General features: G+C 61.3%; 10 protein-coding genes. 5 read left to right on the top strand and 5 right to left on the bottom strand.

Annotated features, from left to right (window positions below):
• Positions 1 to 8: 8 nt before the first annotated feature.
• Positions 9 to 818: a carbon-nitrogen hydrolase family protein gene (locus BBOU_RS00805; protein WP_026502993.1), complete on the bottom strand. Its 810-nt coding sequence runs from the start codon at positions 816 to 818 to the stop codon at positions 9 to 11.
• Between the two features lie 79 nt (positions 819 to 897).
• Here BBOU_RS00805 and BBOU_RS00800 point away from each other — a divergent pair, with 79 nt between their 5' ends.
• The 3 genes from BBOU_RS00800 to BBOU_RS00790 all read left to right on the top strand — a co-directional run bounded on the left by BBOU_RS00800 (position 898) and on the right by BBOU_RS00790 (position 7441).
• Positions 898 to 3429, top strand: a complete 2532-nt coding sequence (locus tag BBOU_RS00800) for a TerB N-terminal domain-containing protein (protein WP_081815520.1) — start codon at positions 898 to 900, stop codon at positions 3427 to 3429.
• Positions 3414 to 4874, top strand: coding sequence for an ATP-binding protein (locus BBOU_RS00795; RefSeq protein WP_238551916.1), 1461 nt, complete (start codon positions 3414 to 3416; stop codon positions 4872 to 4874). Before BBOU_RS00800 ends, BBOU_RS00795 begins: the two co-directional genes overlap by 16 nt.
• A gap of 101 nt (positions 4875 to 4975) precedes the next feature.
• A complete protein-coding gene (locus tag BBOU_RS00790) occupies positions 4976 to 7441 on the top strand; it encodes a DEAD/DEAH box helicase (protein ID WP_026502990.1) in 2466 nt (821 codons plus the stop codon).
• 113 nt (positions 7442 to 7554) lie between these two features.
• Here BBOU_RS00790 and BBOU_RS00785 read toward each other — a convergent pair whose 3' ends face one another.
• From BBOU_RS00785 to BBOU_RS00775, 3 genes are all read right to left on the bottom strand, one after another.
• Positions 7555 to 9036, bottom strand: a complete 1482-nt coding sequence (locus tag BBOU_RS00785; protein WP_026502989.1) for an ATP-binding protein — start codon at positions 9034 to 9036, stop codon at positions 7555 to 7557.
• A gap of 155 nt (positions 9037 to 9191) precedes the next feature.
• Complete coding sequence (locus tag BBOU_RS00780) at positions 9192 to 10727, bottom strand: nucleobase:cation symporter-2 family protein (RefSeq protein WP_238551914.1); 1536 nt, start codon at positions 10725 to 10727, stop codon at positions 9192 to 9194.
• A gap of 62 nt (positions 10728 to 10789) precedes the next feature.
• On the bottom strand, positions 10790 to 11374 hold the full coding sequence (locus tag BBOU_RS00775) for a xanthine phosphoribosyltransferase (RefSeq protein WP_026502987.1): 585 nt from the start codon (positions 11372 to 11374) through the stop codon (positions 10790 to 10792).
• A 239-nt stretch (positions 11375 to 11613) separates the two neighbouring features.
• Between BBOU_RS00775 and BBOU_RS00770 the strand changes: the two genes are divergently transcribed.
• Both BBOU_RS00770 and rpsD read left to right on the top strand, forming a co-directional pair.
• Positions 11614 to 14265: an ATP-dependent helicase gene (locus tag BBOU_RS00770; RefSeq protein ID WP_026502986.1), complete on the top strand. Its 2652-nt coding sequence runs from the start codon at positions 11614 to 11616 to the stop codon at positions 14263 to 14265.
• 233 nt (positions 14266 to 14498) lie between these two features.
• Positions 14499 to 15125: a 30S ribosomal protein S4 gene (rpsD, locus tag BBOU_RS00765; RefSeq protein WP_026502985.1), complete on the top strand. Its 627-nt coding sequence runs from the start codon at positions 14499 to 14501 to the stop codon at positions 15123 to 15125.
• Positions 15126 to 15361: 236 nt separating this feature from the next.
• Here rpsD and BBOU_RS00760 read toward each other — a convergent pair whose 3' ends face one another.
• On the bottom strand, positions 15362 to 15727 hold the full coding sequence (locus tag BBOU_RS00760) for a phage holin family protein (RefSeq protein ID WP_026502984.1): 366 nt from the start codon (positions 15725 to 15727) through the stop codon (positions 15362 to 15364).
• Positions 15728 to 15731 lie beyond the last annotated feature (4 nt).

Raw genomic sequence — 15731 nt, 5'->3', positions numbered from 1 at the left:
CAGGCTTTTCAGGCGTACAGTTCCGGCCGCCGCAGACTTGTGTACGGCTTGTCGTTCCGCATCGCCTTGGCTGCATCAAGATCGATATCGGCGGTCAGCAGGCAAGGCTTCTCGCCGGCGAGCGCCAGCACCTTGCCGTCTGGCCCGACGATGACGCTGCGCCCGTCGAAACTCATTGCGCCCTCGACGCCGACACGGTTGCACATCGCGATATTCACACTGTTCTGGAACGCCTGCACGCGCACCTCCTGAAGGAACATCTCCTCAGGTTCGGCGCTCGTGTTGGCCGTGGGGATGACCACGAGGTCGGCACCGCGCAGGGCGAGCGTGCGGATCGTCTCGGGGTAGTGGCGGTCGAAGCATACGCAGACGCCAATCGTGCCGAACGGCGTGGCAATGACACGGATCGCATCATCCGGCGCGTAATAATCCTGCTCGTAGAAGCATGCAGCCTGCGCGATATGCACCATGCCCTGCCGGCCGAGCAGACTGCCGTCGGCGCCGATGACGAGCGTGGCGTCGATCCGGCGGCCGTCTGGCTCCATAAGATACGCGTTCGGGCATGCCATGATCCGCCTGTCCGCGCACGCCTTGCGGATCGCTTCGATCGCAGGGTCGTCGAGCCGCATCGCGTACCCGCCCGCGTCGAGGGGAGAAGACGATGCCGGGTATTGCGGGAAGAACGGGGAGAACTGGATTTCCGGAAAGACGACCATATCGGCATGGCTGTCGGCAGCATCGGCAATCATCGCAAGGCTTGTCTTGAGATTGTCTTCGATGCTGCGGGTCATGCCCATTTGTGCCAGCGCGATTTTCATACCGGTATCGTATCGGCTGCGATGCGGTTGCGACAACACCCGTCTCACACGGTGAGGCGTCCACGCTAGACTCGGCGGTATGGCATTAACGGGCGGAACACGGGATTTCGTGCAGGAGATTGCGCGGTTTGCGCTACAGCGCCTGCATACCCGACCCCGCCCGGGCGGGCGAGTGCCGGGAAGCCTGGTTTTCGACCACCCGGCGACCGGCAGGAGATACGCCATGCTGATCGGCGGGTATGATCTCGTCGTGCGCTGCGAGCCATCGCATATCGCGTCGTTGCTCACCCTTCCGGGGTTTGGGCCCACCATCAAGGCCGACCATGACACGTGGATGTTCATCAAACTTGATGGGACGGTTGATCTGCCAACCATGGCCGACCATCTGACGTCATCCTACGCGATGGCATCCCTGCCCGCAGAGGATGCCTCCGCGCAAGCGACCCGATTCTCGGCGTCCGAAACGAAAACGAACCCTATAGCGACGCTGGAAGACCCATCGCAGCAATCCGTCTCGGCGGATGATGCCGCCTCGACGCGGGCGCGAATGCATGACACGGTGTACACTGACACGCCCATCCCCGTAAAACCCGCCGCATCGGGCGCTCCCGCATCGGACAGGACCGTTGCATCCGGCGTTTTCGGGCGTGTCGAGGATGCCGGTAGCCAGCCTGCCAACACTCACCACCGTCCGGGCATCCAGCCCGGCGGCTACGAACCGTATCCCGATTCCGCAGATACCGGAACGGTCTACGGGCGCAACGACTCCATCGCATCCGAAGCAACCCAGCCCGCGCATCCGAACCAGCCCGCGGGGCGAGCCATACCACGGCCGTACCGCGACCAGCCCATCATCATGCCCGAGGAATCAGACCTCGCCGCGCGCCCGTCTCGCCCTCTGCGCCCGGCCCGCCCGACTACCGCACGGCAAAGTAACTCCCGGCAAAGCATCCTGTCCGCCCGCCTGCGCCGCATGCGAGCCATCCGCGCCCACTACACTTTCCGCGACGTGACGCTCGGCCGCGCCCTCGACTTCTACCTGCAAGGCGCATCCGTGGCCGACTACCGCGACGACTACGACTGGCACGGCATCTTCCGCTGGCAGCACCCCACTTACCGGGATATGGACAACCACCAGCTGCGCGGATATTTCGCCTGGCGCACCCGGTTCCTTGACCGCACCGACCAGGCAGACCACCCTGACCGGTCCAGAATCGACAGCGACGCCGGCCCCACGCCACGCGAACGCGACTGGTACGACACGTGCATGGCGTTCTCCAAAGTCCGCGCCTACGAAATCATCTGCGGCATCGAGCCCGACGCCGACCAAGGCTTCCGTCAGCTCGCCCGCATCGCCCACGACTACGCCTGGCAGGACCGCCGCTACGCGGAAACCATCGACATGTGGATTCGCGACTACCTCATCGACCGCAACCTCACCGCATACATCAGCGAGGACACCTTCCCAGTCATCGCCTACGACGAGATAATCGACACCGTCATGCACCCCGAGTCCGCCAGCGACGAAGACTACCTCAATGCGGCCATGCACCTGTCCGGATACCACTTGAACACCTCGGCATTCGTCAAACGCCACGCCGACATCGTGCGCTACTCCCTGCGCCGTATCTGCATCGCTATTGACGAACACTTGAAAACCCGCGCCTCCAGCCTTGCCGACACCTGCTTCGGCCCACTGCCGCAAGAAAGCACATCCCTGTTTTGGGATGCGATCTACCTTGACGCGCAGCGCTACCAGCCGCAGCCCGACTACGGGCTCATGCGCCTGACCAGGCATGAACCACAAACCGTGACCATCGACCCCATCCGCTACTACCAGTGGACCCCCGAGGACGGCTGGCACCTGCACGCCTACAACCTGAACGGCTCCATAAATCGCACATTCGGCGACATCACCCGCGAAATCGACAGGCAACTACGCCTGTACCACCACTTCGGCCACCCCATGAAAGCGCCCGCATCAGGCAGTCTCGCCGCAAGCCTGACACCGGTCATCACCCGGACAATCGAGACCATTGAACACGAACGCGAAGAAGCCGCCCGGCCACATATCACCATCGACATGCAGGCGCTCGCCAGCATCCGCCACGACGCCGACCTCACCCGGGACGCGCTCATCGTCGACGACCAAGACACGCCGACCGAACCGACACCGGAAAACCGCATGAAACCGCCAGAAAAACAGGCATCCGCAATGCAGCAGGCTGAACAGGCGGAACATCCGGCAACCGAAAAAACGCCTGTGCCCGTACCCGTTCCCGAGTCCATACCGACACCGGCTCCCGCCGTGACTCCAGCAGACGAACCGGCAACGCCCCCGGCTCCCGCGCCGGCTCCCGCATCCGCGCACAAGCCGGTACCGAAAGACGACACCACGGATCCCGAACGCTTCCTTGTTCGCTCACTGCTCAACGGCGAACCATACGAGGACGAGCTGCGCCACCGGCACGAAAGCCTGAGTATGCTGGTAGACCGGATCAACGAACGCATGATGGACGAGATCGGCGACACCGTCATCGAATTCGACGGCGACCGGCCCGTTATCATCGAAGACTACGAAGACGACCTGCGGCAATGGCTGGCACGCTAGCCGCACGCCACCATACCAACGTGAAGGACGCGCACATGGACCATACCGAATCGGCAGCCAACACCCCTGACAGTGCGGAAGCAGGGCAGACTACGCCACGCCGACAAGTTCCCAAACGCATCGCCGGAGTCATCATCAACTCCCTCAAAGGCGGCGTCGTCCCTCGCATCGGCCTGCCCTACATCACCGTCGGCCGCCGCCGCGAAATCGAAGCCATCCTCCACGACGTCGACATCATCGAAGACGGGGGCGCCGCCTTCCGCTTCATCGAAGGACGCTACGGCAGCGGCAAAAGCTTCCTCCTGCAAGCCGTCCGCACCCACGTCATGGACCGCGGCTTCGTCGTCGTCGACGCCGACCTGTCACCCGAACGCAGACTCCAAGGCACCAAAGGGCAAGGACTGGCCACCTACCGCGAACTCATGCGCAACATGTCCACCAAAACACGACCGGAAGGCGGAGCGCTCCCGCTCATCCTCGACCGGTGGATCAGCCAAGTACAAACACAAACCGCGCAGGCGCTCGCCGAAAGCACAGGCGTCATGCCCTCGCCGGACGACCCTGAGTATGCGGTTCGTGTCGATCAGACCATCAGCGAGGTGATCGCTTCGATGCAGGACATGGTCCATGGCTTCGATTTCGCCCGACTGCTCACCATGTACTACCATGCCAGACGGCAAGGCGACGACGAGACCGCGGGGCGCGTGCTCAAATGGTTCCGCGGCGAATACGCCACCAAGACCGAAGCGCGCGGGGAACTGGGCGTCGGCGTCATCATCGCCGATGACAACTGGTATGACTATCTCAAGCTGTTTGCCGGATTCCTGGTCAAAGCGGGCTATCGCGGGCTGATCGTGATGCTGGACGAACTGGTGAACATCTACAAGATCCCCAACGCGATCACCCGGCAGAACAACTATGAGAAGATGCTCACGATGTACAACGATACGATGCAAGGCAAGGCGCATCATATCGGCATCATCATGTGCGGCACCCCGCAGTGTGTCGAGGACCGGCATCGTGGCATTTACAGCTATGAGGCGTTGCGCAGCCGTCTGGCGGACGGTCGGTTCTCATCCGAGGGGACGCGCGATCTGCTGGCGCCGGTGATCCATCTCGATCCGCTTGGGCCGGAGGAGATGCTTGTGCTTGCGGGTAAGCTGGCCGATATCCATGCACGGCTGTACGGCTATGAGCAGACGTTGAACGATGATGATCTGGCCTTGTTCATCCGCATCGAATACCAGCGGGTCGGCGCGGATTCCCATATCACGCCGCGTGAGGTCATCCGTGATTTCATCGAGCTGCTCGATATCCTCTACCAGCATCCCGGCAAGAAACCTGCCGATTTGCTGGCATCCGATGAATTCTCCTATGCGCAGGGCGATCCGTCCGACGGGATGAATCCTCAGGCGGGCGGACAGTACGCCCAGTTCACCATCTGAATGTCGTACGCACCTCAACGCCGACGGGTGTGCAGCTGTAATGCAATACAGATGAACAGTAGGTTGTCGGCGATACGACTATCAGGAAAGGACGGACGCGCGTGGATGTCTTCAACCGGTATGCTCCATTCATCCAGGATGCCATCTATGAACATGGCTGGCAGTCCTTACGCGGCGTCCAAGTCGCGGCGGGCGAGGCGATTTTCGGCACCGACCAGAACGTGCTGTTGAGCGCGTCCACCGCCTCCGGCAAAACCGAAGCCGCATTCTTCCCGATCCTCACCCTGATGGCGGAAGACCCTCCGGCATCGGTCGGCGCCCTGTACATCGCGCCGCTCAAAGCGCTGATCAACGACCAATTCGACCGGCTCAACGACGTGTGCGCCGAAGGTGACATCCCGGTATGGCACTGGCATGGGGACGTCTCGCAAACCCACAAACGCAAGCTCATGAAGCACCCATCCGGGATATTGCAGATCACGCCGGAATCACTCGAAGCCATGCTGCTGCACCGTCATGCCGCCATCTCCGCGTTGTTCGGTGACCTGCGATTCATCGTCATCGATGAGCTGCACGCGTTGATGCGCGGCGACCGCGGCGGACAAACCCTGTGCCTGATCGAACGGCTCTCGCGTATGGCAGGTGTCAACCCCCGGCGCATCGGCCTGTCGGCGACGATCGGCGATCCGCAGCAGGCGGCGGAATTCCTCAGTGTCGGTACCGGGAAAAGGACAGTCGTCCCACGAATCGAGTCGGCGGGACAGACTTGGCGACTGTCGATGGAACATTTCTTCAACGCCGGATCACAAGCCTCAGACAGGGGACTACGCGCACCGGCATACGCCGCGAACCCGCATGCGGTCGACGGTGATGGCCTGCCGTTGATCGAGCAGGCTCCGGCACTGCCGGCTGGCGCACACGATACCGGTACAGCCGCCAAAACCGGCGCATCCGTTGCATTGGATGCCAAACCTGACGGCAGCGTCCGGCAGCAGACTCCGGGGGCTTCCCTCGACGGCACGCAACGGCACACCGCCACCGACTCCAACCCAGCGGCGGCGGTACCAGAGCCGGCCACCGACTCGGCACCCGAAATGGCCGATCCGGGCATCGGATACATCTTCGAACATACACGCGGCCGCAAATGCCTGGTATTCTGCAATTCCCGCGAAGAAGCAGAAGCGGTGACAACCACCCTGCGCCAGTATTGCGAAGTCAAGCACGAAGCGGATCGATTCCTCATCCATCACGGCAACCTCTCCGCGCCCATCAGACAGAGCGCCGAAGAAGACATGAAGGACGAGAACAGCTGCATGACCACCGTCACGACGGCGACCCTCGAACTGGGCATCGACATCGGACGACTCGAACGCGCGTTCCAAATCGATGCGCCATTCACCGTATCCTCGTTCCTCCAACGCATGGGACGCACCGGCAGACGCGACCAGCCGCAGGAAATGTGGTTCGTCATGCGGGAAGACCCGCCACAATCCAGGGACATGGCGCCGGATATCATCCCGTGGAGGCTCATTCAGGGCATCGCGTTGATCCAACTGTACGTGGAACGCCGGTGGGTGGAACCGCCCCGACTCGACGGACTGCCGTACAGCCTCCTGTACCACCAGACCATGAGCACACTCGCCTCGGGCGGGGAGATGACACCGGCGCAACTGGCGTCGCAAGTGCTGTCGCTCGCCGTATTCCGCCATGTCACGCAGAACGACTACCGGATCCTCTTGCGGCACCTGCTTGATATCGACCATATCGAAACCACCGAGCGCGGCGGCCTGATCGTCGGCGTGGCAGGGGAGCGGATCACCAGCAACTTCAAGTTCTACGCGGTGTTCCAAGAGAACGAAGAGTACAGCGTGCGCAGCGAATCACAAGAGATCGGCACACTCGTCGCACCACCGCCCGCGGGAGAGAAAATCGCCATCGCCGGGCACGTATGGGTAGTCGACGAGGTCGATCGCAAACGCCACATCGTCTACTGCACCATGGTCAAAGGCAAAGTCCCCGCATATTTCGGAGACGTCCCCGGAGACATCAACACGGTGATCCTCGAGCGGATGCGTCAGGTCCTTATCGAACCGCCAGACACCATCTACCCCTATCTCATGCACAACGCCGTTGCCCGGTTGCGGCAGGCAAGGGTCGACGCGGCGGTGATGGGCCTTGCTGACCGGCCGCTGCGCCATTTGGGCGGCAATATGTGGGCGTTGTTCCCATGGCTGGGCACGTATGCGTTCCTGGCACTCAAACGGCTGTTGCTGCTTCGGTGCGCGCCGGTGCTTGGACTCAAAGGCATGGAAGCATGCTCACCGTACTATATGACCTTCCGCATGGAAGCGGACGCCGCCACGTTCTACCGCACCGTCGCCGCAGCCGCACAAGACCTCGACGACCCACTGACACTCATGTACCCGGACGAAGTGCCGGATTTCAACAAGTACGACCGATTCCTGCCACCCCAACTGGTGCGTAAGGGATTCGCATGCGGCGTACTCGATATCGACGGCATGCGCGCTCGCGTGCGCGAGTGGGAGCGGTTCGTCAGCGAACCCTGACATTCGGTGCCTGCAATCTTGCAAACGGTTGCGATCGCGCTGACATAAGCGATGATGGCCGCGGGCGCCCAAGCCGTCACCATCGCGGTACTCTGCGGGTGTCGCCTGCCGGGTCACCGCCCGCGCAGCCGGTAGCGTTTCGTCCCGTCCTCGGCTGCCGGATGCGCCTGCGCGATCTCTCCGGCGCGGACGAGTTCGCGCAGCCCGGACGCCACAGCGAGCGGCGTCAGATGCAGTTCGCGGATGATTTCCTTCGCGCTCATTGCCGAATGGCGTTCCAACAGGCCAAGAATCGCCTGGGAGACTTCGGACGGCGAATCGACGGCATGAAGTCTGCGTTTCGTGAACGTCATGGTGAACATGCCGTGCTCGTTGCGCGCTTCCGCCGGTTCGATGCCGGATTCGCGCAACTGGGAGAGGATCTGCCGGAACCCGTCACCCTCAGAGGTGACGACCGTGCCGCCGTGCGGAGAGGGGGTGAGTTCAAGCAGCGTGAACAGGAACTGGTTGCGCGTCGATGTCATCGTCGGCCCGTCATCCTGCGGATGTTTGGACAATACCTCCTGCGTGACGGTACCGTACAATCCGCCCGGATTCGTGATGGTGATACGGTCGGTGAACACGCTGACACGCACGGGCGTGCCTTGCGCGTCAGGGGAGTAGTCACGGTGAATGAGCGCGTTCGCGATCGCCTCGCGCAGCGCCGCCGGCGGGTATTCGGGCTTACGCCCGCCGATCCAACGCATCAGCGATTCCGTGGTGTCCTCGATCATCACCGGGATGGATCCGACCACATGCTGGGTCGCAATCAGTGATTCATTCCCGCGGAACACGTCATCGGCGTTCGTTCCGGGGAACACCGCCACGGATACGCCAAGCCGCGGATAGTATTTCTGCGGGTACCGGCCGAGTGCGAGCAGGCCGGCAAGCGTGGGACGCAGCACACCGCCGACCCGGGAGGCGTCACTGTCGTCATGGCGAAGCGCCTGCAAGTCGCACAACACCTGTTCATCACTGCGGTCGGCGAACACGTGCGGATGCCGCTGACGCGCGTTGCCGGTCACCGCTTCGACAAGCGTGGAATCCAGATCATCGATTGTGGCTCCCGGAACCAGATCGAGATCATACGTAGGCTGGTTGTGCTCTTCGATCAGCCGATCGACCTCATAGGCGGTCATATGCCGGTCGCCGTCGCCCGTGCGGATGAACGAGCCGTCATGCGGGCCGAGCGCGGTGATATAACACGGTTTGAGCCGCGGCTGCATCTCATCGACCCGTGCGAACACCAGATTGGTCCCCTCGAACGGGCAGGTGACGATCACCGGGCGCACTACCGGGGTGAGCCGTTCACACGCTTGGCTGAGCGCCTCCTGCATGGCGCGCGCGTTGAACCCCTCGACCGGCGTGAACCCGTTCTTCTCCGACAAGCCGAGAATAATCCATCCGCCGGAACCGTTCGAGAACGCGGACAGCGTCTCGGTGATGGTCGAGGACATTTTGCGCTTGCATTCCTTGACCTCGCACTGCTGGGTGTCATTGCCGATGATGCGCATCAGACCGATGAGCTCGGTCATCGTGCTCGTGTAACGGTCCATAAGGCTTCCCTTCGCCGCCGGGTGTACCCCGTTACCGACATTGTCTCACAAATCCAGGTGATTCGGTGTTGCAGACGGGAAATACGTTAACGAAAACGGCGACACCGGGAGAGATAGGTTCTTCCGGTGCCGCCGCTTTGGAGCGTCTATGAGATTCAGCGCTTTTCGTTGACTGCGCCGTTCGACGCGAGGAAATGCTCTTCGCTGGGCAGTACCGCGTTGAGGATGACCGCGACCACGAAGGACAACGCGATGCAGTTGCTCGCGAAAATCGACTGGAACAGGGAGGGGAACTGGGCGAAGATGCCCTGCACCTGCGTGAAGCCGATGCCGATCGTCAGGCTGAGCGCCGCGATGGCGATATTGCGCTGCGTGAAGCCCGCTTCGGCAATCATCTGGAAGCCGGAGAGCACAATCGTGCCGAACATCATGATGGTGCAGCCGCCGAGTACCGCTTGCGGCAGGGAGTTGAACACCGCGGCGATGCCGGGGACGAAGCTGGCGAGCACCAAGATTAGGCCGCCGGAGAGGATCACCTTGCGGTTGACGACTTTGGTCATCGCTACGAGCCCGATATTCTGTGCAAACGATGTCAGCGGCAGGCAGCCGAACAGGCCGGAGACACTGGAAATCAGGCCGTCACCGGCGATTGCGCCGGCGGTTTCGCGCTCGGAAGGCGCACGGTTGAGACCGACTTTCGCCAAGGCTGCGGTGTCGCCGAGCACTTCGACCGAGGACACCACGTACAGCAGGGCGAAGGAGATAATCGCGCCCGCGTCGAACTGCACTTTGAACGGCATGATGTGCGGCGCGCTGAGCACCGCCAGGTTCTGGAACCCGGAGAAATCGACCTTGCCCATGAACAAAGCCACCACATAGCCCACCACGAGGCCGAACAGCACCGATAGCTGCTTGGCGGTGCCTTTCATGAGCAGTTGGAACGCCAGGCATGCGACCAAGGAAACCAAGCCGAGTGTCAGGTTCTGCCAGCTGCCGAAATCCTTGGCGCCCGAACCGCCGCCGAAGGATGTGGCACCGACGCTGAGCAGCGAGAAGCCGATCGAGGTGACCACGATCGCAGACACGATCGGTGGGACGAAACGGCGCCAGAAGCGTGCAGTCAAGCCCAGTACAAGTTCGAGCAGACCGCCGACCATCACCGCGCCGACGACCGCCCCGTAGCCTTGGTTGCTGGCCACGGCGATCGCGGCTGCGACATAGGTGAAGGAGATGCCGGTGACCATGGGCAGACGGCTGCCGATACGCCACAGCGGATACAACTGGAGGCACGTGCCCAGGCCGGCGACCAGCAAACCGTTCTGGATGATCATCGCGGACTGTTCCGGACTCATTTTCGCGGCGGCGGTCACCAGGAAGATCGGGGCGAGATTCGCCACGAACATCGCCATCACATGCTGCAGGCCGAAGGGGATGCCTTTCCAGAAGGAGATCTTGCCGTCCAGTTCGGTCAGTGGATTGGATGTTGCCGCTTTCGCCGTGTTGATTGATGCGACGTCGGCCGTCGTGTCCGGCGTGTTCTCCTTCGTGACGGTGTCTTGCACGGTGTTGTCTTGTACAGGTTTGCCTTGTGTCGCGTTGTCCTGAGTTGTCGTCGTCGTAGCTGTGGTCGCCGTATTCTCCTCGGCTGCCGTCTTGTCGTTCTCCGACGGCGTTTCGGTGGGGTTGCCCATATTTCTCCTGCCTGTCTTTCCTGATCTCTTCCTTGCTGTTCGTGAAGTTGCCTGCGAGCCCGTCAGGCTTCGCGGAATGCGATTTCGCCGGTGTCGGGATCCATCGATTCCACAATCGCCAGCGATTGCAAGTCATAGCCTGCCTCGCGCAGCTTCGCGCCACCGTCCTGGAAGCCCTTCTCGATGGCGATGCCGATGCCTTCGACCACCACACCTGCTTCACGGCACAGTTCAATCAAACCTTCCATCGCCTTGCCGTTGGCGAGGAAATCATCGATAAGCAGCACATGTTCGCCGGGGTTCAGGAAGCGTTTGGACACGATGACCGGGAACTCGCGCTGCTTGGTGAACGAGTACACCTTCGTGACATACTGGTCGCCGTCAAGGTTGATGGACTGCGCCTTCTTGGCAAACACGACCGGCACATCGCCGAAATGACGCGCCGCGACACACGCGATACCGATGCCGGAAGCCTCGATGGTCAGGATTTTGTCGATCTGTTTGCCTGCGAACAGCCGCGCCCATTCCTGTCCCATGTGGTCGAACAGTTTGACATCACACTGATGGTTGAGGAACGCGTCCACTTTGAGGACGTTACCAGGTTTGACGATGCCGTCACGGCGAATACGCTCTTCGAGTTCTTTCATGACTTGCCTCATGTTCTATGGGGGAGCTTATGCTCCGGGTTGTCTCATTGCCTCGATTGCGGGACGACCGTCATAACCGATGGCGAAAAACGCCTCGCGAGGTTGAGCATGTGATGCAGAGAGCATACCGCGAGCGCCGCACATCCGCCCGGCAGTAGGGGTGCCTCACGCTGACCTGTGGCTGTGGTAGAAATTATGGGCGCCGTACAGTCGGCGATTGGACGAATCGGAGGGTGACAGTGTTCGACAGTGATTCCCAAGTCATCGCGCGCAGCGCGCAGGAGCTGCTTGACGGCCTCAATCCGCAGCAGGCACAGGCGGTCCAGTATCAGGGTCCGGCGCTGCTGATCGGCGCAGGCGCAGGCTCCGGCAAGACTCGCGTGCTCACCCGTCGCATCGCGTGGATCCTCACCCAGTTCAACGCCTGGCCGAGCCAGATCCTCGCCATCACGTTCACCAACAAGGCGGCCGCTGAAATGCGTGAACGTCTGGCCACGCTGATCGGTCCGGTCGCGCAGCGTATGTGGGTGTCCACCTTCCATTCGGCATGTGTGCGTATCCTTCGCCGTGACGGGCAGGCGATCGGCTTGAACTCCGGCTTCTCGATTTACGACACCCAGGACTGCCAGCGGCTGGTCAAGCTCATCGCCACCGACCTGAACATCGATATCAAACGCTATACCCCGCGCGCGTTGCTCGCCCGGATCTCCGACTACAAGAACAATTTGCAGACGTGGCAAGGGCAGCTCAAGCAGTTCGCCCCGGACTACCATCCCGGCCAGCGCGGCTACCAGTTGGGCCGGTACGGCAATGAGGAACAGCTGTATGCCGTGGTCTACGCGGAATATCAGCATCGTTTGGCGGCGGCGAATGCCGTCGATTTCGACGACCTGATTATGCGTACCGTCGAACTGCTGCGCACCCAGCCGGATGTCGCCGATTATTACCGGCATAAGTTCCGCTACATCCTCGTCGACGAGTACCAGGACACCAATCATGCGCAATACGTGCTGATCCGCGAGCTCGCGGGTATCGACGCCCATGAGCAGCCCGATTCATCGACGATTGGCGCCGGCAGGGTGGGTCCGGCGTGGGTGACGGTCGTGGGCGATTCCGATCAGTCGATTTACGCGTTCCGTGGCGCTGATATCAGCAACATCCAAGATTTCGAGAAGGATTTCCCGGACGCGAAGACCATCATGCTCGAGCAGAATTATCGTTCGACGCAGACGATTCTCGATGCGGCCAACGCGGTCATCTCCCACAACGAGGGACGCAAGCCCAAGAAGCTGTGGACCGCCGCCGGCAAGGGCGAGCCGATCACAGGCTACGCGGCGGATAATGCGCAGCAGGAAGCCCTGTGGATCGCGACAGAAATCGCCCGTCTCGTCGCCGAAGATGGCTACAAGTACTCCGATGTCTCCATCATGTACCGGGCGAACGCCCAATCACGCTCCCTGGAAGAGGCGCTGATCAACGCGGGTATCCCGTATCAGCTGATCGGTGGCACCAAGTTCTATGAGCGCAAGGAAATCAAAGACGCCATCGCCTATCTGCAAGCGATTGTCAACCCGGCGGACAGCGTGAATATGCGGCGTATCCTCAATGTGCCCAAGCGTGGACTGGGGGCTCGCGCCGAGGCGCTGGTCGCATCGTACGCCGACGCCTATGCCGCACCGTTCTGGCAAGGAATAGCCAATATGGAGCAGATCGAGGGCCTGCCCACACGCACGGCGAAATCGCTCGGCGCATTCCGCGACACCATGCAGCATCTCGCCGCGTTCGCCCGCGACCATGCGAACAAGCCGTCGGATATCGTTGCCGAAGTGCTTGACAAGTCCGGTTTGCTTGAAGAACTGCAACGTTCGCAAGACCCGCAAGACGCTTCCCGCGTGGAGAACCTTGCGCAATTGCAATCGGTTGCAGCGGAATTCGAGCAGAACACGCCTGACGCCACGCTTGAGGGCTTCCTTGAAACCACCGCGCTGGTGGCTGATTCCGACCAGCTGCCCGGCGAGAACGAAGACAGCGGCAAAGTCACGCTCATGACCCTGCATACCGCCAAGGGCCTCGAATACCCGGTCGTGTTCCTCACCGGTATGGAACAGGGCACGTTCCCGCATTCCCGTTCGCTCGAAGACACCAGCGAACTGGCGGAGGAGCGCCGACTTGCTTACGTGGGTATCACCCGCGCCAAGCAGCGCCTGTACCTGACGCGCGCCGCGGTCCGCTCGCAGTGGGGGCGTGCCGACGATATGATGCCCAGCCAGTTCCTTGATGAGGTCCCTGACGAACTGATCGACTGGAAGCGCAAGGAAGCCAGCACCGAACGCATGAGTGGCGGCTGGAACTCCGAAGGTTTCGGCGATGACGAGTTCGGCGGCTGGGACGATGATGATTTCTCGTCTTCCAGTTTCGGCGGATCGACATTCGGATCATCGTACGGTTCAGGACGATCGTCCTCGTCTTCCCGTCGGTCGGGTGGTTCATCATACGGTTCCACGTATGGCGGTTCCTCGTATGGATTGCGCTCCGGTTCGTCGCGTGGCTCACGTTCAAGCTCGTCCTACGGTACCTCGTACGGTTCACGCAATGCGTACGGCTCCTACGGCTCGTCAGGTTCAGGACGTTCCGGCAAGGTGACGACACGCCGTACCACCCCGATGCGCAAGAAAGCCGCTTCATCGCCGTCCTCATCATCGGCCGGAGCGGACAATGGCTTGAATATCGCGGATTTCCAAGTTGGAGACAAAATCACGCACGACAAGTTCGGCTTGGGTACCGTACTGGAAACACAGGATAAAGGGCGCAACTCCGTCATCACGGTGGACTTCGGCTCTGACGGTGTCAAACGGCTGATGCTCCGCGCCGCTCCGATCGAGAAACTCTGAACGGTAGCACAGCGGCGTCGGATTGCGTCATAGTCGCACGCATGGTGTATGTTAGTGACTCGTGTGTGCAACCGCACACACTATCTGGAGTCTTAGCCCGTCAGTGGGTCGGCGATGGTTCTGTCCAATCGGAATCACCGTTCGTGCATGGCACGATGAAGCACTGGAGAGGCTGGCTCAGCGCGAAGGATTTCTTTCGCGTTCCGTTCAGATAACGACAGAAAAGGAACAACATGACTAACGCTCAGCGTTCCCGCCGTCAGGTGCGTCTTTCTCGCGCCCTCGGCATTGCACTGACCCCGAAGGCGCAGCGCCTGTTCGAGAAGCGTCCGTACGCTCCTGGCGAGCACGGCCGCACCCGCCGCCGCACCGAATCCGATTACGCGGTGCGTCTGCGTGAGAAGCAGCGTCTGCGCGCCCAGTACGGTATCTCCGAGAAGCAGCTTCGCGCCGCTTACGTGAAGGGCACCCGTACCGCCGGCCAGACCGGTGCCGCTATGCTCACCGATCTTGAAACCCGTCTCGACGCCCTCGTGCTTCGTGCTGGCTTCGCCCGCACGACCGCTCAGGCTCGTCAGTTCGTGGTGCACCGTCACATCCTGGTTGACGGCAACATCGTGGATCGTCCGTCCTACCGCGTCAAGCCCGGCCAGACCATTCAGGTTCGTCCGAAGAGCCAGACCATGGTCCCGTTCCAGGCTGCTGCTGAAGGCGTCCACCGTGACGTGCTTCCTGCGGTTCCGCCGTACCTCGATGTCAACCTCGCCTCCCTGAAGGCGACCCTGACCCGTAAGCCCGTTCCGGAAGAGATTCCGGTTCAGGTGAACATCCAGTACGTCGTCGAGTTCTACGCTCGCTGATCTGGATTCATTCCATTTTTCAAGGACATACAGCATAAGGCCCCGCTTGCATGCGGGGCCTTATGCTATCTGCTGTTCGACCGTCGCATGTTGCGCATGACTCATACTTTTCTGCCGACACTGAGGTGGGTGTGAGCGTCGGCAGAAGCAGACGATGGTGGATTTGCGCTCGGCTGCGTCGCCTGCATGGTCAGCCCATACAGGCGCGAGTCCACGACATGCTCGCCGGCGTGCTTTTACTCGCCGAGCACGCCTGCGACGATCGACGACACGATGGACATGATCAGTGAGCCAAGCACGGACCACCAGAATCCGCTGATGACCACGCCGACGTCGAAGAACGAGAACGCAAGCCATGACGCGAGTTCCATGAACAGCCAGTTGATGACCAGAGCAACAAACCCAAGACTGAGAATGGACAGGGGGAGCGCCAGCACATGCACAACGGGTTTGATGGACGCGTTGATAAGCGCCATGAATAGCGAGAACGCGGCAATACCGAGGATCGGCGGGTCGCCTTTCGCTTGCATGCCGGGTAACAGAGCGACCATCACTCCGGCGGCGATGGTCATAATCAGCCAATTGATAAGAAACCGTCTCATGGGC

It is taken from the genome of Bifidobacterium boum (assembly GCF_000741535.1).
GTDB classification, from domain to species: domain Bacteria; phylum Actinomycetota; class Actinomycetes; order Actinomycetales; family Bifidobacteriaceae; genus Bifidobacterium; species Bifidobacterium boum.
The sequence above is the reverse complement of the archived record's forward strand: the minus strand, read 5'-3'. Positions and strand labels throughout refer to the sequence as shown.